Annotated in this window: 9 protein-coding genes; all 9 read right to left on the minus strand. The window is 36.9% G+C overall.

Annotation, left to right across the window (positions count from 1 at the left end; genetic code table 11):
- Window positions 1-36: 36 nt before the first annotated feature.
- The gene (locus AC4G3O_RS00865; RefSeq protein ID WP_491135689.1) at window positions 37-4,497 is read right to left on the minus strand and encodes a coiled-coil domain-containing protein; all 4,461 of its coding nucleotides are present in this window, start codon (window positions 4,495-4,497) and stop codon (window positions 37-39) included.
- Entirely contained in the window at window positions 4,475-5,221 is a 747-nt protein-coding gene (locus AC4G3O_RS00870; protein ID WP_139891910.1) for a DUF6063 family protein, read from the minus strand. Before AC4G3O_RS00870 ends, AC4G3O_RS00865 begins: the two co-directional genes overlap by 23 nt.
- Window positions 5,214-6,734, minus strand: a complete 1,521-nt coding sequence (locus tag AC4G3O_RS00875; protein WP_225983723.1) for a hypothetical protein — start codon at window positions 6,732-6,734, stop codon at window positions 5,214-5,216. The genes AC4G3O_RS00870 and AC4G3O_RS00875 overlap by 8 nt, the downstream gene beginning before the upstream one ends.
- Entirely contained in the window at window positions 6,725-7,798 is a 1,074-nt protein-coding gene (locus AC4G3O_RS00880; protein WP_140461481.1) for a Wadjet anti-phage system protein JetD domain-containing protein, read from the minus strand. The genes AC4G3O_RS00875 and AC4G3O_RS00880 overlap by 10 nt, the downstream gene beginning before the upstream one ends.
- Before the next feature lie 384 nt (window positions 7,799-8,182).
- Window positions 8,183-10,474: a glycoside hydrolase family 3 N-terminal domain-containing protein gene (locus AC4G3O_RS00885; RefSeq protein WP_491135690.1), complete on the minus strand. Its 2,292-nt coding sequence runs from the start codon at window positions 10,472-10,474 to the stop codon at window positions 8,183-8,185.
- 94 nt (window positions 10,475-10,568) lie between these two features.
- Window positions 10,569-13,688, minus strand: coding sequence for an alpha-mannosidase (locus AC4G3O_RS00890; protein WP_139891906.1), 3,120 nt, complete (start codon window positions 13,686-13,688; stop codon window positions 10,569-10,571).
- 488 nt (window positions 13,689-14,176) lie between these two features.
- A complete protein-coding gene (locus tag AC4G3O_RS00895; RefSeq protein WP_139891905.1) occupies window positions 14,177-15,682 on the minus strand; it encodes a response regulator transcription factor in 1,506 nt (501 codons plus the stop codon).
- On the minus strand, window positions 15,675-17,465 hold the full coding sequence (locus AC4G3O_RS00900; protein WP_140461483.1) for a sensor histidine kinase: 1,791 nt from the start codon (window positions 17,463-17,465) through the stop codon (window positions 15,675-15,677). Before AC4G3O_RS00900 ends, AC4G3O_RS00895 begins: the two co-directional genes overlap by 8 nt.
- 134 nt (window positions 17,466-17,599) lie before the next feature.
- Window positions 17,600-19,051: an ABC transporter substrate-binding protein gene (locus AC4G3O_RS00905; protein WP_066103711.1), complete on the minus strand. Its 1,452-nt coding sequence runs from the start codon at window positions 19,049-19,051 to the stop codon at window positions 17,600-17,602.
- Window positions 19,052-19,064: the final 13 nt, after the last annotated feature.

The raw sequence follows: 19,064 nt of genomic DNA on the forward strand, positions 1-19,064 counted from the left end.
TCAGCAGTCTCCTTTTCTTCTATTTAACTTTCAATTCTATTGTAAAACTTCCTCTTCCTGATAAATTCGATAGGCAGGTACCACTGTATCTGTCACAATCTCTTTACCATTTTCACGGACAAAATCAAGTTTATAATAAGAGTCAAAGCGCTGGCTAATCTCTGTTTTCACCAATTCAGGCGGTGTTACGACGATTAATTGGAATTTCAGTTTTTCTGCCACCGCAAAAATTGGATCAAGGACGTGCGCTGATGCCGCCTGGCCAAACGGATTATCACATACTAATGATACCCAGCTGTTATCTGCTTCACTCTTAACCGATAGGAGCATCATCATCATGACCATCCGCGCAGATAATTTTTGGCCGCCGCTTCCGTCTGACTTCGTCTTAGAACCTTGGTTAATGGTTTTCCAGGTTGAGTAATGTTCCTTCTGAGGTCGTCCATACATGAACGCGTTATCTGTACGCATATTATAAACAAGCAACTCAGGGAAACGATTGCGAAGAGAAACAAATAGTATTTGTTCATCACTGATTAATTGTTTGATTTCAACCTCTAGCGCTTTATTATGGTCATCAATTGTCTCGAATTGCTTCGTGATTTTATCAATTGCCATAACGAAATGCTGCTTTAAAAGTGGCTCCACCTCTTCCGCATTTTTAGGCAATAGATCTTCCTTCAATTGGACCAGCGGGAATGTCCCACGCTCATTTTTGATTTTCATTTTCGCAATCATGGAACGTATAGCATCGGACATACTCATAACCTTCATACTCGCACGACTTGCCCAGAAATCCTGCGCCTTTTCAGCTCGTTCTTTATCACGGTCCAATTGCTCCAAACCGCTTCTTGAAAATCGTTTCATATTCGAAATAATGGTTTCAATATGAGCGTAATGGCGCGTATCCATGTGATCTAATGAGGTCAAAACTTCATTTTTAAAACGAATCTCCCAATCTTTATCCTCAATCGTCAGCTTTAGCTTACGAAGCGATTGTTCAAGCTTGGCATGTTTAACCTGTTTTTCTTCAAGGAAGTTTTGGTGAGCTTCACACCAGGCTAATATACACGATTTTCCTTGATTTTTGATTCTCTCCACGACCTCATCTGTATAAGGTACTGGATTTTCCTTGAGGATTACGGATAATGTTAATTGGTCTCCCTCATATCCATTAATACGTTCGTTTGTCTCTTTCAACTTCTTCTCAGTCTGATCCAATTGTTTTTTGGTTAATTTAGTTCGGTCTTTAATTTCTACCTCTTTAACATCCAGATCCTGATCTTCCCATTTTTCCGGCTCTTGTTCATGCTTGCTTAGCTTTTTCTGTGCTTTTTTCGCTTGTTCATTTGCCAGATTAAGAGAGGTTTCCGCAACGGTTACTTCCTTATCCTGCTTACGCTCCTCTTTATCTGCTTCTTTCGCTTCTTTTTGAGCAGTTTGCTGCAAACCCTCTAATATACTGATAGGTTCATCAGGTACAGGTCTTTCTCTCCAATCTTCATGTTGCTTTGCTAGCTTCTTCTCCAATTTAGACTTCTGAGACATTTCGGCTTCTTTCTGAGCTTTTAATGTAAGTAATTCCTGTGCCTGTTCTTCCTTGGAGCGCTGCAAGAGTTTTAATTCATTCAATTGCCCCATGATCTTATCTAATATATGCAGGGATAAGCTTGGTACTTCATCGTTACCCTCCATTTTTTCCGCAGGTGGAAATGAAGCGGAATGAACAAATTGCACGATTTCCTTAATACTCTGGTCGATTGCCAATTTCCATTCCAAATAGGTTTGATTCCATTGAGCACTTCTATCGTTCAGCTCATCTAAATCCTTGGCAATCTCAGCCTGTTGTGCAATAAGAGTAGCTTTATGCACTTCTTTAGCTTCAAGTAATTGTTTATGTTCTTCATATTTTTCTTTTTCCAGAATAAATGCTTCCAATGCATCTACATGTTTTCCACATTCCTCGATTCTCACTACCTTTTGATTGAGTTGTTCACGTAATTGAGCATGTAATTCTTTTTCTTTATCGAGGATTTGAACAGTTCGTTTTAATTCCGTATCAGCCTTGGATATTTCCTTTTCTTCCTGTTCAATGAATTTGGCAATATCTACACATAGATCTGTATCCGTCATTCTGTTTAATTCGTTATATAAACGGCGAAGAGATCGCTCTGATTTTCCAAGCTCGTCTAAAACATCTTTTTTCTCTTCGATTTTCTTGGAAATTGCTATCTTCCATTTCATAAATTCATTACGGTTTGTGATTAGTTCATGTTCCTCACCGTGCAAAACAACAAAAGAAGATACCGGAGTACCATTCATCTCTTCTCTCAAATATACAGGTACCGGGCTTTTAAATAGCCTTCCCTGTAAAAGATGATGATTGATCTTTTCCCATTGATTCCGGCTTACGACTAACCCAAACGGTAAAAGAGGATAGGACTCCAGATGATGAAGACGTTCATCTTCATCCAATGATTGCAGGTACTGTGTCCCATAGAATACATCTATTCCTGTTTTTTCATCAATCCACTCTTTAAACTCTTTTAGATCCTGATTAGCAATCCAAAAATTCTCATCGTTTAAATAATGGTCTAGCTGACTCTCCCACAGTTCTTTTTTAACCTGTTCACTCTCTTCCTGATTCTGCGTTAATTGACCTTCAATTCCGGCAGCGTATTTGGATAATAGAGCATGGGTCAAGGATGGTGAGACATCATCCAAAACTAATTTCATCCGTTCTAAAATAGAGGATTCTTTTAAATCCTGCTTTTGGTATGCCTCTTTCCAATTATCTCGTTTGGAGTTCAGATGTTTCAGTGACTCACGTAATGTTCCTAAGGAACCAGACAGTTCATTTTGAAACTCCTGTGTTTGTTGATCCTTATCCTGCAGTTGTTTTAACTCTTCCTGAAGCTGAATTAGATTTTGTTTAAAATGACTGATTAATCCAGATAAATCATATGTGATGCGGTCACCAAATTGGGTGGACATATCCTTTGATTTCACTTCAAAAGATTGAAGCTCATCCTGAATGGAAAGAATTTCCGCACTTAATTTAGCAATTTCAATCGTCTTTTGTTTATCATGACTACTTGATTCTTTAATATGTTTAGTCAGATACTTTTTATAAGCATGGTACTGGTTATTGGATTGGGCAATATCTAGATTGGCCTTTTCCCATTCCGCTGTAACCTCGGCTTTAATTTCTTCCATTCGTTGATTCACTTGTTCTAATCCACTGTTTTGTTCAAGTTTACTCATTTGATCAGTCAGATTAAGAATCGTATTTTCAAATTCACTCCATTCCTTTAATAACAAGGAGAAAGTGAATTCGTCCCTTATTGCTTGTTTTTCAGCGACAACTTCCTTCAACTGTTCGTGTTTCTCTTTGTTTTTCTGAAGCTGCTCTTCCCATTTACGTACATCCTGATGGGCCTTGGCATACTCCAAATTATCTTTTTCAAAGCGTAGGACAGACAGTTGCTTTGTTAATTGTTCAATCTCTGTTTCTAGTGAGATCAATTCTTCTTTTTCTTGTTTAATGACATGCTCCAAAGCACCGAGGAGCTGCTGGCCTTCCTTCGTACTTGCTTGTACAATTTCTTCATGCTCTACACCAATTCTGACATGATCTTCAAAAGGAACTATATCCTCTAAAAATTCCTTGTGGGCTTGTTCTCTTTTAAGTAAAACCGGCAAATCCTTTGCGATACTGGCCTGGCTTTTAAAGATTTCGATTAGGTCATTCTTTTGAGCTTCAGCTTTATTTAATACCTGGCTGACCGTCGGGATAATTCTCTTTTGAAAAAGGGAATGATCATCCTCCGCCCCTTCGAAATATTTACCAACTCCGCCTTCATCCCTATTAATCTCTTTCATAATGTCCCAATCTTTTCGATTAATGCCATATGTATCAAGAATGCGGTAATGTTTTTTTATGTCTCGATAAACATCGAATCCATTCCATTTAAAATAATCCTTCAGTTCTTCCGGATCAGCAACTTGCCCATTCTCGTATAGAGGAATATGCTCTAATGCTACATCCTCTTTACGATCAAATTCTCTGGCATAAAAAGTGATATTAGGAACAATCTTGGCTTCTCGCTCATCTGAACCCGTTTCCTCATTGAGATCCTCATCCAGCAGTTTCTTTTGCTCAGCAGAGAACATACCACCAGTCACTAAATGGCGCCCGTCAGAACCATCCAGTTCCCATTCGATTAATATGTGGAAAGTATACGGTGCAAATTGTTCCTTTTTATTAAAGAAAAATTGTTGGTAAAAACGATTATTTTGTTTGCCCCATGCTGTACCCGGTTTGAGTACCTGAAAGATGGATTGCAGGAAAACCCCTTTTCCACCACCATTCATCATCGCGATTAATCCGTTTGTTGAGGTTTGTTCATTGTGAAAATCAAAGGTTGTGTCCTTATATTGCTTTTGCATCCCGTCATATTTCAGTCCGACGATTCTAATGCGATGGATTTTCGGCATGCTCCTGTTCCTCCGTTCTCATAAGTTCCTTCATTTGTTCATAACGGTCATAATCATGGTAAAGGAATTCAATCCGTTCAAATAACTCCATTTTAGGAACAGCTTTTGGTATATCATCTTTGTCCAAAATCACAATCAGCCCTTCAGTTTCGAGCAGTCTCATAGCGCTCGTAATCAGTCCGATACGCGTGCGCCTGTTCCCTTTCTTTGTACCGAAATCATCCGTTTCTATGACCATATGGACCCATGTAGTCACGATATCCGGCATATCAATGGCTTGTTCCTCGCCAAAGGATGGGTCCTCCTTTAACATTCGATTCCAGTTTGTAATCAGTTCATTAACCTGGCGTTCCAATGCATAATAGGTTATCCCTTCACGCTTTGTCCGAATTCTGGCTGCCTGATTCTTATCCACCATAGCCAAAAAAGCCATTAGGATGACACTCATTAAATTAAAATACTTCTTATTTTCTATTTGTTTATGCTTATCCTTCATATGGGTAAAATTAGTCGCAAAGACTGACCCTGCCGGCTGTACAACTAAATGGATACGTTTAGGCGATTCTATAATATAGGTTCCGGATTCATCTGCTAGTAATAGGACAGTTTGTCTGACTTCCGGCTCATAGTAGGTTTGAAAATGCTCGCTCGTTTCATCAATTACTTTTTCTTTTAATAAAGTAAAGTACACATGCGAAGCTTTTTTTATAATCTCATTATTCATTTATTCTTAGTTCCTCCCGGAAACAAATTTTAAATGGTGTCATTTTGGTCCCATACCAATAGATTGGATCTGATCGATGATCAAACTCCGTATAAATATGACGGCCTTCCAATGATAAAAATTGTGGATATTCATTCATTAATCGATGAAGGAGGATTTCACGTTCATCCGTCAATGTTTCCAATTTCCTTGTCGGAGACATGATTTGGAGAGGTTTTTTATCAAACAACATCCATAAATCAATCGTTTCACTTTCTTCAAACCATTGATCCTGTACTTCCATAGGCATATCTGCTAAATCCGCTAATGAAAATTCTCCATATTGCTGTAAATACTCAAATACATATTTCCATGCTTTAATAACAGAGGACCAATCTGTTACTCGCTTGATTAATTCTTCTTCTTCATCCTCATCTTGATTCGTATCTTCTATTTGGAGAGTATGCGCCGATTCCTGTTCCATCCAAATCCAGTCCAATGGGAGAATAAATTCATTTTTGGGTGAAAACAACGGTCCAATAATTTGATCAATCAAATCGAAATCCTTAATTCCCTCTTTCATTAACCAGTTTTCATAAATATGCTCCCGGAATGAAACAAGGCTGTTTTCCCAAAATAGAGAAGGATTTTCTGCTTTTAATTTCATCTCATATGAAATATTTTGAATAACCAGCTTTGCAAACCGGTCATGAAGCTGTCTGGTATGTTCAATTTTTTCATGGAGAAGAATTAATTCTTTTTGAACCAATCCATTTTCTTCCGTACGTTTCGCTTTTTCAATCATAGACGAGATGGTACGGAAATGATTTTTCTCCTCCTCAAATTGTTCTTCAATCTCCCACCTGTTTTCCTCTCTCTGGTGTTCTTGCTCCAGGAGAAGAATTTTCGGGTTGTTCATCATCTCTTTCTGAAAGGAATATTCCTTTGTCATTAAACGATTCACTCTCGAAATGAGGTGATCTAAATTCCGTGTCGCTTTTTTGAAGTTACCATTTTTAATCAGCTGCATACTGTATAGCTGTTCAATCGTAATGGAGAACTCTTCCGCCATTTCCCGACTCATAAAAATCATTTCTTGTGCAACATCAGTTAATTTATAAACGATGGATCCACCCATCTCCAGGTTTGTATACAGTTCATCCATCATCACATAACGAAAGGTTTGAGTATCCCATACCTGTCTCGTTTCATCAAAATATAAGGATTCAAATGGCTTGCTGTATTCTTCCTTCCCCTGAAATAAGAGACCATTCGTAATTCTTTCTATTTGCTTTTCATCAGCCGTCAGCTTCATTTGTTTAATGCTGTCCTCAACCATATGTAAAATGTCGGTTTTTCTACGGCCATCATCATCATTTAATTCACGATAGAACATGGTCAGTAGAACTTGCATTAATATAGTCTGTATATAGGGCTTGAGTTCACCGATTTCCATTCCTTTTCCCAATTCGAACAAAGGATTCAATCGTTTCATCCTTTGAGAAAAGCCTTCCCACGATTCGTTCACATCCATCTCCTCCACGTTTCAATCGTTAAAACCTCTTGCGGAATTCGGTTTTTGGTAGCCCATAATTCATTTAAGCTGTTTTGCTCCTCTTCCGTGAACCAGGAAAAGAATCGTTCCCTGTGTATTTCATTACGTACCTGTCCTGTCTCCGAATTTGCCTGATCCATGCAGTCAAGCATTTTGCGGTAGATTTTTAAAGCAGGCTGAATGGTGCATTCTTGATATTTATCTATCAATCTCATACAAATGCTGTAGCCCTCTGCATCTAAGTCACCTACATAATAAAATAAATAGGAGGAATCCTTCGGGAAAAGTTTAAAGAAGAAGGAGAAGCTCCTTTCTATCTTTTTACCTTCACCATAAATAATCAGTTCCGGTTCGTAATCTAATATTTCTTCTTCCAGCAATTGAACGCAAGTATGGAAGAATGATAGATTTTCTACTATTAATACTCGTTTAATATCCGCTATCTGAACACCCGGCTTTAACCAAAATACAAACGGTTCTCCAAACTTCATACTTTTTAATTCTTCCATCGAAACGCCAATTCTTTGTAGAAATCCCTTTCCCTCAGGGAATAGATCAGAGTCAGTCAGAAATTTTTCATGCCCGAAAAGCTCAAGGCTCCGCTCTTCCAGCGAAACAATTTGTCTATCCTGACTTGATTTTAGAAACGAATAAAGATTTTTCACCCTGAACCATTCATCTTCCGTTTGCCATTCCGGATGGTTTTCATAATAAGAAAAATCAAATCGATCATTCAGCTTAAGCATCTCAAGACGATCCCATTTAGTGATTTCTTTTTTGATATTAACCCAATAAAATAATGGCAAGGCTGGATGCCGGCCATTTGTTTGTTTATTTAGTATCGGTATAAGAATATTTTCTTCAACGAGTCTTTCGATAACATCGTGAAACAATGTATACCCATCCATATCAAAATAGTCTTCTATATGTATTCTTAATTGGCTTTCCAAGACATTTACATTTAATTTTTTCTTTTGCTGAGGATGCTGTATATCCTCTATAAATTGTCTAACTCTAACTTCAACCTTATTAATAACTGCCACCTTCTTCTTGCTTCAACTTACTTATAGGATTATATCAAAAAATAACCTATTTTCTCTTGGAGAATTTTGTCGATACGTATTATTATACACAAGATTTTCTGCTTTTCGGCTTATAAATAGGAAAAAAAGATGGCTAATATGATAGTAATAAAGTATTTTTAGTCATTGCTGTTACATTTCAAAAAACAAAACAGAAGGCTGCATACCTCCTGTTTTGTTTACGATCATTTCTATCTACTTGTAATAAAAATAGGTATTTCTTTATTCAAAAAGAAGAACTAATAAACACATTACCAAAATAGGTGCTAACCTCTTTAAAATCGTTTTAATAGAAAAGGCTTCCTCTTAATCTCTAAATAAACTGCCCAAAAAATTTAAAAATCATCAGCCGATTTTAAGTGATACTTTTAGGGATTCAACAGGATTGCCAACTTCTAAATCAAAATTTCCCGGCTCTATGGTATACTGCCTTTGATTTCCGTAAATTTGCAATTCTTCTTTTCCAATATCAAAATTTACTTCTTTTGTTTCCCCAGCTTTTATCCAAACCTTTTTAAATCCTTTTAATTCCCGTACTCTTCTTGTAATGCTGGATTCTTTTCCCTTTAAATATAACTGAATAACATCATATCCATCACTGCCACCACTATTGGTAACATCTACTGAAAGATTAAATATTTGTCCAGCTGAAAGTTTATCTACTGAAATAGCCTGTTCCGAGCATTGTAGATTTTCATAAGTAAAGGTCGTATAAGATAGCCCAAATCCAAATGGGAAGAGACTGCTGCCTATCATATCAAAATAATCTTTTTTGTAATTCCCATCCTTGTGATTATAAAATACAGGAATCTGCATAGAAGACCTCGGGATGGAAACAGGCAATCTACCGCTTGGATTGACGTGTCCAAACAATATTTCTGCAATTGCCTGTCCACCCATTTGCCCTGGGTACCATGCGCTTAAAATCGCTGGGGCGTTTGCAGCAATCCAAGGGATCGCATGTGGGCGGCCCTGTATCAAAATCGTAATGGTTGGCGTACCTGTCTTCATGATTCGCTGCAATAATTGCAATTGATGACCGCCTAACTCTAAACTAGCTACGTCTACATTTTCGCCGCAATCCATTTCCTCTTCTCCTGTTATATTAACGACTGCGCCATTTAAATCGAACTGTGCCTTAAAATCCCTTGCGCTCGACCCACCTAGTACCACAATAGCTACATCCGAGCTTTCAGCAAGACTGACGGCTTTCTCGATTCCTTCCGTAGACCGTGAGCGAATGCCACATCCTTTTTCATATACAACTTCTGTCCCCCCTGCAAGCTTTTCGATTCCCTTAAGAACCGTAATAACATGATCTTCTTGTTGGAACGGCGTGTAATCACCCAATTGATTGTAGATTGAATTGGCATTGGGCCCAATTACCGCTATTTTTTTTAAGTTATTCTTTAGCGGGAGAATTCCCTCATTTTTTAATAAAACAATCGACTGCCTTGCTGATTCTAAATTAATTTCCTCTTTTTGTGCAGTAATTCCAGCCCACTTGGTTACAACATAAGGATTTTCGAATAATCCCATTTTAAATTTCAATGTAAGAACTCTTCTAACGGCTTTATTAAGTTGTTCTTCACTAACAAGACCATCTTCAATAACCTTTTCTAAGGTGGTATATACATTATCCCAAAGGCTTATATCTATTCCGCTTTCAAGAGCCAGCGCAGCCGCCTTTTCTCTGCTTTGGGTCAAGTTGACCAAATTGTCTAGAGCGCAGCCATCTGCCATAACAGCACCGTTAAAGCCAAATTCCTCTCGTAAGATTTCATTGAGTAGATAGCCATTTGCATGGCATGGAATCCCATCGATTTCATTATATGCGGCCATACAAGCAAGTGCCCCGGAGTGTATAGCCGCAATCATTGGAGGCAGATGGATCTCCCTTAATTCTCGTTCACCTATAGATGCAGGTGCAGCATTATGGCCACCTGTTCCATTGCCCTGAGCTGCAAAGTGTTTTAATACCGCCACAAGTTTTCCAGCTTGAATAGTTTCACCATTATCTCCCTGCATTCCTTTTACCACTGCTTCTGTTAACCTTGAAGCTAAGTACGGATCTTCACTGAAGCATTCTTCTGAACGTCCCCATCTGGGATCCCGCAAAATATCGAGTGTTGATACAAGCGCCATATGAGCCCCTTTTGCCCGAACTTCCTCTGCTACAGCCGCCATCAAATCTTCGTGTAGATCCGGATTCCATGTCGCTCCTACACCTAAATTAACAGGAGTAATCATACTGTCGAGCCCTTGATGACCATGTGAGCACTCCTCTGATAGCAGAACTGGAATACCTAGCCGTGTGTTTTCTTTAATATATTGCTGTATCATATTCGCAACTTCAGCACTTTCACTTTTGGGAATTCCATTTTCATAATGAATGCCTGACCATGGATCGGATCGAAACAAACCGTAAATAACTCCGATTCCATCCCCAAATCGCACGTGGTTTATAAACTTTTCTGTTAATTCGTACCCTGATTCTGTTTTTCGGTAGGCTTCCCAACCATACATCTTTTGGTTTACCTGACCTACCTTTTCCTTTAGTGTCATTTTTGAAAGTAATGATTCTACCCATATTGATATCATTTCTGTTTCGTTTACTGAATCCATCGCATTATCCATCTTTCACCACCTCCTCTACCCTCATTGCTTGGATTTATATATGCTATACTGCTTAAGATATTTTGCAGGCGATACAAGATGAAAATCTAAGTGATTAGAATGTGACTAAAATCGTTTTTACTTCAAACGGCTTAAGATAGGAGGATAATTTATTTTTTTGAACCGGAACAGCGTCTTGTTTTTCCTCCAATAAGTTCGTTTCATCAGCAGAAAAAACCGACTTTACAAATGTTACTTGTACTTCTTCCCTGCCGCCGCTTGATTCGTACATTCTTAAAATGATCCCCTTACCATCTTCAGAGGGTTTCAATGTATCTAGAATAGCGTGTTTGCTCTTCAAATCGATAAAAGAATGTGAGTTTGGAAGATTTCCACTATGAGAGGAGGCGTTTACACAAACGATAGGGTGATTCAATTCATAACCTCTCTTAACTACTTCCGCTTCTCTCCAATCCCCTTCATGTGGAAGCAGCGAGTAGGTAAATTCGTGATTACCTAAGTCAGCTGTTGGATCTGGCCATTTAGAAGCTCGAAGTAAAGATAGACGAAGGGTATTATGTTTTACGTCATATCCATACTTGCAGTCATTGAGCAGGCTGACACCATACCCCGCTTCAGAAAGATCCGCAAAACGATGACCGCACACTTCAAACTGTGCTCTCTCCCAACTTGTATTCGTGTGATTTGCTCTCTCCACTGATCCAAATGGAATTTCATATGTGGCTTTTTGACAAAGGATATCAACAGGAAAGGCTACTTTTAATAATTTGTGTTGCTCCTGCCAGTTCACTTTTGTATGAAAATCAATTCGACTACTATGATGGTAAAGAATCATTTCTTGTTCAATAATGGAATTTGACAACTGCCATTTAAAACGAATGGAATCCTGTGTCTCGCCTTTTTGAATATCTTTACCTAGCAAAACTATTGAATCAGCAGGCTGGTCATTAAATTTTGGATCAATATCCCAGGCATCCCACACGATTGGCCGGTCATGAAACAACTGAAATTGGTTGGCTAGTGCACAAGGTGCTAAAACCTCACGTTGTGCCTTTTTGTCATACAAGCGGAGCATTTCCCCTTTTTCATTCCATTCCACTAAATAATATTCAGTTTCCCATCGGCTACCTACTTCCTCATTCACTTTTATACTTGGATTATCATAATCCTTTAACCAGATAGTCTTGTAGCCAAGTTGAGGAATGTCAGATACATAAATAGATAATTCCAGTTGGCCATTTTTCAGCTGGCGGATGTCTGACGGCAAAAAGTCACCATCCTTATTAAGCGCTTTCTTACCTGCCAATTCAAATCCCCCGATAATTCTTACCGTTTCTGACCTCGCCCATGACAAACTGTTAAATAGAAGGAATGGGGTTCCTTCACCCAGCGTATTTATTTGCTTTTCTAATACTACAAGAGCATTATTTTTAACATGCTCACCGGCAGTAAAAATTTCCTTGTAATCAGCTTCTGACTTTTCATACACCTCAGGAATTGATGAACCCGGAATAATATCGTGAAATTGGTTAAGAAGAAGTGATTTCCACCCTTTTTCCAATGACGGAGCAGTACCAACGTTTGCAAAGTAAGCTGCCATAGTACTCCAAAATTCTGCTTCTCGAAAAAGAACCTCAGCCTTACGATTCCATTTCTTATTCCGGGCATGTGTTGTGTATGTCCCTCGGTGAAGCTCTAAATACATATCTCCAACCCATGTCGGCAAATTGGGATCTTCTTGTTGAATACCATCAAAGAATTCGTGTGCTGTACTATTCACCACTGCTGGAAGTCCGGGAAGGGAGGTAGAGCGGTTTATATAATCAATCATTTCTTGTGTAACACCTCCACCTCCATCCCCGTGACCATAGAGAAGCATTTGTTTTGGATATAGTTGCTTTTGTTTATAGCTCCTCCAGTGATTATCAATTTCTTTTGGATGGGTATATTCATTCAAACCATGATTTAAATAGGAAAGAATTCTTGTTCCATCAATTCCCTCCCAATGAAATAAATCATATGGGAATGGATTAGTATCATTCCAGTTCATTTTGGTTGTCATAAAGTACTCTAATCCTGCTTTCTTTAACAATTGAGGTAGAGAGGCGCAATATCCAAATGTATCTGGAAGCCACTCAATTCTTGGCTGTTGACCGAATTCATCTTTATAGAACTTCATTCCATATAAGAGTTGACGCACCAATGATTCGCCAGAAGGTATATTTAAATCAGGCTCTACCCACATACCACCGACAATTTCCCAGCGGCCATCGGAGATATGCTTTTTAACCCTCTGATAGATGTCAGGATAATATTCTTTTACAAATGCGTATGCTTGAGGTTGACTTTGAGCATAGGTAAAGTTCGGATTCTCATCTAGTAAAGTACTCATCGTCGAAAAAGTACGACTGCACTTTCGGACAGCCTCCTTCATCGGCCATAACCAAGCTAAATCAATATGGGATTGACCGACCATTAACATCTGTCCCGGTATGCTACCAGGTAAATGTGCCAGATGTTTAATTAGCTTTTCTTCTATTTCTTTTATCCGTAAACTTTCACGTAAAGATTCAGGTTTTTCAAAAAGAACTTGATACTGAACTTCATTTAGAGCTTCGAAGATTTTTCCTCTTATTAAATCATCTTCAGGGAGCAATTTTGCAGTCTCAAAGTAACATGTAACAGTTGTTAAAAGACTTTTTATTGCTGGATTCGGCAATTCCAAGCACCCATTTATCAGATAAAGAGAAGGCGGGTCATATTCCGCAGGTTCATTTTGATGATTTAATTCATCTACTGCCTGAGGAACAGGATTAAATAATTCTATTTTGATATTAATTTTTTCTTTTCCCCTTGCTTTATCATTAAATGGCACATAATTTCTGTTTCGATCAATCCCTTGATAGGGCAAGCCATCGATCGAAACCAAACCCTCATGATGAGTTGGTCGTCCCTTTGCCCCAACTAGAAAATTTAATCCAAATTGTTGCTTTCTCCATTTTTCTGGTATGTATACATCTTTTTCAAGAAACATAGTTGTACCTGAATTGATTAACCAATCACCATTATTAACTAAAGGAGAACTTTCAGATTCTAATACATACTTAATAGGTTCCTCATATATCGCACGTTTCGTACGCCAATCGGAAATGGGTATAGCTTCTAGAAGTTGGTGATCTGCTAGATAACGAATGAATCGTTCTATTCTTTCCATTACATATCCCTCCAGGTACCTATTGAACAAATTAATAGACAAATTGTATGGCAGATGATAGGTCAGTATCATACTTTTCCATCAGGCACCAACAACTCAAATTACAAAAATCAGGCATTCTAAAAAACCTAGTGCTTTATCTTTTATCAGAAACTCTTCTAAATAAATTCTCCTTACCGTGTATCCAGATTTATCCTGTCGATGAATCAGGCTATGAGAGTTCATGGACATTTATTCAAACAATTATCTTAATCTTCATCTTTCTAAATAGGATGTACTGGTATAAATATGTAATCATTTTCATAATTTTAGCAATAATAAATGCCCCTTCCTATTGGGGAAAATATAGATTCATTGGATAAAATAAAGAATACTCAAATAGAAGATGCAATAAAAAAACGTATCAATTTGATACGTTTTTACTGGTAAATTCATGTGATATGAAAGTGGCCTAGCGATTTATCTTCAATTCCCTTCCACCAGATTATTCAAATCTTTCTCCATTCACTAGGTGTTGTCCCTATATTTTTCTTAAATTGTTTATAAAAGTAGGTTGTATCAGAATATCCTACTTTTTTGCCGATTTCCCCAGCGCGATAATGAGTTGTTTTTAATAATTCCTTAGCTTTTTCTAATCGATATCGATTCAGGTATTCAGAAAACACCAAGCCAACTTCTTTTTGGAATAATTGGCCTAAATAAATGGCGTTTATATGAAACTGCTGTCCAAGTGTTTTTAATGACAGACCTTCATGATAATGTGAATGAATATACTGAAGCACATTTTGCACAATCGGACTTCGACTATGAGTATGTTGATGAATGGCTTGGAGTAAATCATGACAGTACTCTTTTAGGATGGTTGTCATATGACTGATTTCAGTACTATAGACAATCCTTTCAACAGCTGCAGTATATTGAGAAAAATCATCGTGCTGTATGGAATAGTGGATATAGCAGATTAAATCAAATGTATATTTTTTCACTACTTGAGGAGAGATTAAATTTGACTGCTGTGTCAAATTTTCAAAGAAATGATCAATCTCCAATAAGAATACGTCTTCCCCATTCATTAGTTTTTTCACGATATTTTCTTTAATTTCTTTTTGTCTCTTTATTTCTTCCTGCCGATCCATTGCATTTTTATTGGAAATAAGAACATTGGGTTCGAAATTTAACTGCAGCAAACTATTTTCCCTTGCATTCGCAAAACTGTCCTCAAATCCATCAAGCGTATTGACTACCTTTCCCATAGATAAATAAAATAGTCCGGTCCCTAACTGTTCTTTATGTAAATGTTCGACTAGATTTTGATTTTGTCTCAATATATCCTCTTCATCATAACCTCCATAGATGATTACGATTTCCTGGAAAGGGCTAAAGAGACAAAGTGCTGAATAATTTTCCTCAATAAAGCTACGAACTTTGTTTAGTATCTCTCCATCTTGGTAATTCTCAATATTTAATATAGAAACATTATAAAGCTTTTCATTAAACTCAATACTGTATAATAACAACCTTTCATGAAAATCGTGCTGATCTATTTCACCAGTTAAATAGTTCCATAACGTATTATCCAACAGAGTTGTCTCATCATGCTGCTGCCTGGTGTTTACAATCGAATTTAACTTTCGGCCTGTATTTTGGATAGTTGTTAATAATTCTTCTTCATCTACTGGTTTTAGCAAATAATTCTCAATGCCTAACAATAATCCTTGTTTTATATACTCAAACTCTTGATAACCTGTTAAAACAATACTCTTAATCTCAGGCTTTATTTTATTCACTTCCTCAACTAAATCCAAGCCAGACATTTCGCCCATTAAAATGTCCGTGATAAGAATGTCAATTGGATGATTAATTAGATAAGCAAGAGCATCCTCCCCGCTTTCGGCAGTATAGGCAATTTCAAATCCATAATCCTCCCAATCTATTATGGCCTTTAGTCCTTTTGTGATAATCGGTTCATCATCTGCTAATAGTATCTTATACATGTTTGATCTCCTGCACAGGAATAGACAACTTAACCGTTGTACCTTGATCTTTGATGCTGGTCAAGGAAATTCCAAACTGGTCCCCATATTTAAGCTTTAGACGTTGATGAATATTTCTTAATCCGATTGATTTCACACCATCACCTTCTTCATGATTAATATGTTGAACAATGATGTCTAGTTTATCTTCAGACATTCCTTTGCCATTATCTTTCACGATGATATCTATTTTTTCACCTACTTGGTGGGCAAGGATTAATAATTCATTATTAAATTGATTTTTTTTGAAACCATGAGCAAAATAATTTTCAATTATTGGCTGTAATATTAATTTTTGTACCATTGTTTGTTCCACTTCATTTGGAATATTGATATCCACACTTAATTTATCTGGATATTTAAATTGCATCAATTTCAAGTATTGATTAACATATCTGATTTCAGTGTAAAGCGGTACGGTATCTTTAGATTCCAAAGTATAACGAAAAAGCTTAGATAAATGAAAAATCATTTTACTGGATGTTTTAGAACCCTCTACAACTGCAACCATTCGGATGGCCTCAAGTGTGTTAAATAGAAAATGCGGATCTATTTGTGCCTGAAGGGCTTTTAATTCGGCTTGCTGCTGCTTCATATTCAACAGGTAGGATTGTTCAATATACTTATTTAGCTCTGTTAACATCGAATTGATATTGATAGATATCTTCGATAATTCATCTTCTTGCTTTGATATCGGAATTCGTGCATTCAAATCACCATTTTCTACCTTACGAACTATCTTTACGATGTTTTGAATTCGACGGGAATAATTCCTGGTAAAAGAAAAAGTTATTAAAATAGCAGCTAAAATAAGAAAGCAAATAACAACCCACATAGTCCCTCTAATGATCGTCAGCTTTTGCCATCCTTTATCGGGAATAACACTTATGTAAGTAAATTCCCCCATATTAGCAATCGTGTTTATGTGATAGTTTTCTTGCTTCCACTCTATTTTCGTCTCATTTGTTTCTCGTTTCACTTCCCTAATCATATCAATCGGGATACCTTTATTAACCGAATAAGCAATTTCTCCATTTCTATCAATAAGAAAGAAAGATACTGGTGCTCCTTCTTGCTTTCTTAACATTTTGTCTAACCATTCTGTTGAGTAGTAAAATGATATTTCACCAATTTTTTTCAGTGTTACTGGGTTATTCAGTATGATTCTTTTTGTTATTGTGTTTCTTAACTTTCGTTCTTTTAGCAAACCATCCCTGTTTAAGTTAGGTATTCCCTGAGAAAGAGAAGGATCTGCATTTGTACCAAGGTCAATTACGCTTTTATTCCAGCGGACATTATTATTGATTAATAAATATTCAATAGATTGATTCTCATATGAACGTAAACTAATGGCATTTAAATCACTATCCTGACTAAAATAACCATTAAAATAGATATCAATATTATTAGGAGTAAAAGATTTACTTTTCGAAAATCTATCTAAATGGTACTCCAAGTATTTTCCATAACCATTGTTGAGAGCGAAAGTTATATCATTGATCATTTCTCCATTTATATAAAGATCTCTTATAGCTCTATTAATATCTGCATCCTTGGATGAAAAATAATCTTCTACTCTTTCTAATGTCCGTGTATTAATATTAACTTCCTTTTGAATAATAATATCGGAATAATAATTTGAAACCGTAACAAATAAAATGATAACGGTTACAACAATAGTGATAGAGGATATCAAAAACAGTCTATTAAATACATTTTGCGTAAAGCGTTCTTTAAATTTCATATTAGAATCCTTTAGTATACAAATTGTATATATGTTAATTATAACATCGAATAGCAATATTTAGGTTATTAGGTTAAAAAAGAGTATGGTAAATAAAATCAAGCTGGAATGCACCAGCTTGATTTTTATGTTTATTATTGTTTGCTTTTCCATTCATCATATTGCTTTTGAATTTCTTTTAATACTTTATCGATTCCAGCCTCTTTCAATTTTTTATTGAATTTAGGCAGATATTCTTCCGGATCCACTGAACCTGTTCCAAGCGCCGGATAAAACTCCTTCGAAATATTCGTTATCGAAGCAAGCTCTGAGCGAACTGGATCACTATTAAAATTGAAACCAAGGGTTGGTGATTTAACGGCAGAAGCATTAAATTCTTCGAATTTCTCCCATTTATCCTTAGGATCTTCTTTGTATAGGTCTAGGATGAAATGGTTTCCTAAAGAATAGGATGGCATATTATAGCTGTCGATACGTGCAGGAAGATCTTCTATTGTTCCATCTTCGTTTTTCTTATAGTGGGTGCCCTCAATTCCTTTATCTACGAGGTTACGAAGATAGGAATCTGTATTAAGCAAATTTAGGAATTCCATTGCTTTTTTAGGATTTTTAGATGTAGCCGAAATGGCCTGAATTGAACCAGAAACAGAGTCATTTACAATGGTTGGCGGTTCAGCAGGTGCAGACACAACCTCGTATTTAGCTGAACGGGACCAAAGTAAATCAGCATATGGCTGTGATCCACCCATACGTACAAACCAATTTTCCACATCCATTGGCCATGTGTCTTTACTTGTAGCAGCATCTTCTTTTAGATAGCCAGCTTTATAATATTTATGCATCGTTTTAAACATATTCATAGCTTCATCTGTATCAAATGGATTAATCACTTGATCTGTTTCCCCTTCAAATGGGAATGCAAAGGGCATTTCACCATTAAAGACATAGTCATAGCGTAAAAATGCTTTAAATGTAGCCATTGGTGTAACACCAGATTCTTTTTCCTTAATAGTTTTCAGCATTGGCTCTAAATCTTCTAAAGAACCCACTTTAGAAATATCGAAGTTGTATTGGTCTACAAGTCGTTTATTAAACGTATAAACCGTTTGTCTTGCTACCTCTTTATTAGCAGGAATACCGTAAATTTTACCATCAATCTTGATACCTTCTAAAAACTGAGGATCAATAACCTCTTTCATCTCTTTTCCTTCATTATTCAACATATCATCAAGAGCCATAAATGCACCCTTTTGGGAATTTTGAACATAATCGGTTCCGTTTGTAAAAATGATGTCAAATTGTTCACCTGAATTGATCATAACTTGCGATTTTTGAGCCCAATCACCCCAATCAATTTGAGTCATTTTCACAGTGGCATTTATTTTCTCCTTTAGGTACTTATTTACCTCATCGAATACTTTATCCGTATCCTTTTGAGGTGTTCCGATGGTGTACCATTTAATTTCGTATGGGTCTCCATCTTTTCCGCCGTTTTCCTCATTTGAGCTTTCTTTGCTGGTGCATGCAGATAGGATTGTTCCAATCGATAGAACTAGTGCTAATAGAATCACAAATTTTTTCTTCATACCTCTCTCCTCT

It is taken from the genome of Bacillus sp. z14 (2026) (genome assembly GCF_058313575.1).

Excerpts from the sequence above, each read along its gene's own strand:
- AC4G3O_RS00870 (WP_139891910.1), bottom strand. The coding sequence starts at position 5,221 with ATGAATAATGAGATTATAAAAAAAGCTTCGCATGTGTACTTTACTTTA.
- AC4G3O_RS00900 (WP_140461483.1), bottom strand. The coding sequence starts at position 17,465 with ATGAAATTTAAAGAACGCTTTACGCAAAATGTATTTAATAGACTGTTT.
- AC4G3O_RS00895 (WP_139891905.1), bottom strand. The coding sequence starts at position 15,682 with ATGTATAAGATACTATTAGCAGATGATGAACCGATTATCACAAAAGGA.
- AC4G3O_RS00875 (WP_225983723.1), bottom strand. The coding sequence starts at position 6,734 with ATGGATGTGAACGAATCGTGGGAAGGCTTTTCTCAAAGGATGAAACGA.
- AC4G3O_RS00865 (WP_491135689.1), bottom strand. The coding sequence starts at position 4,497 with ATGCCGAAAATCCATCGCATTAGAATCGTCGGACTGAAATATGACGGG.
- AC4G3O_RS00905 (WP_066103711.1), bottom strand. The coding sequence starts at position 19,051 with ATGAAGAAAAAATTTGTGATTCTATTAGCACTAGTTCTATCGATTGGA.
- AC4G3O_RS00885 (WP_491135690.1), bottom strand. The coding sequence starts at position 10,474 with ATGGATAATGCGATGGATTCAGTAAACGAAACAGAAATGATATCAATA.
- AC4G3O_RS00890 (WP_139891906.1), bottom strand. The coding sequence starts at position 13,688 with ATGGAAAGAATAGAACGATTCATTCGTTATCTAGCAGATCACCAACTT.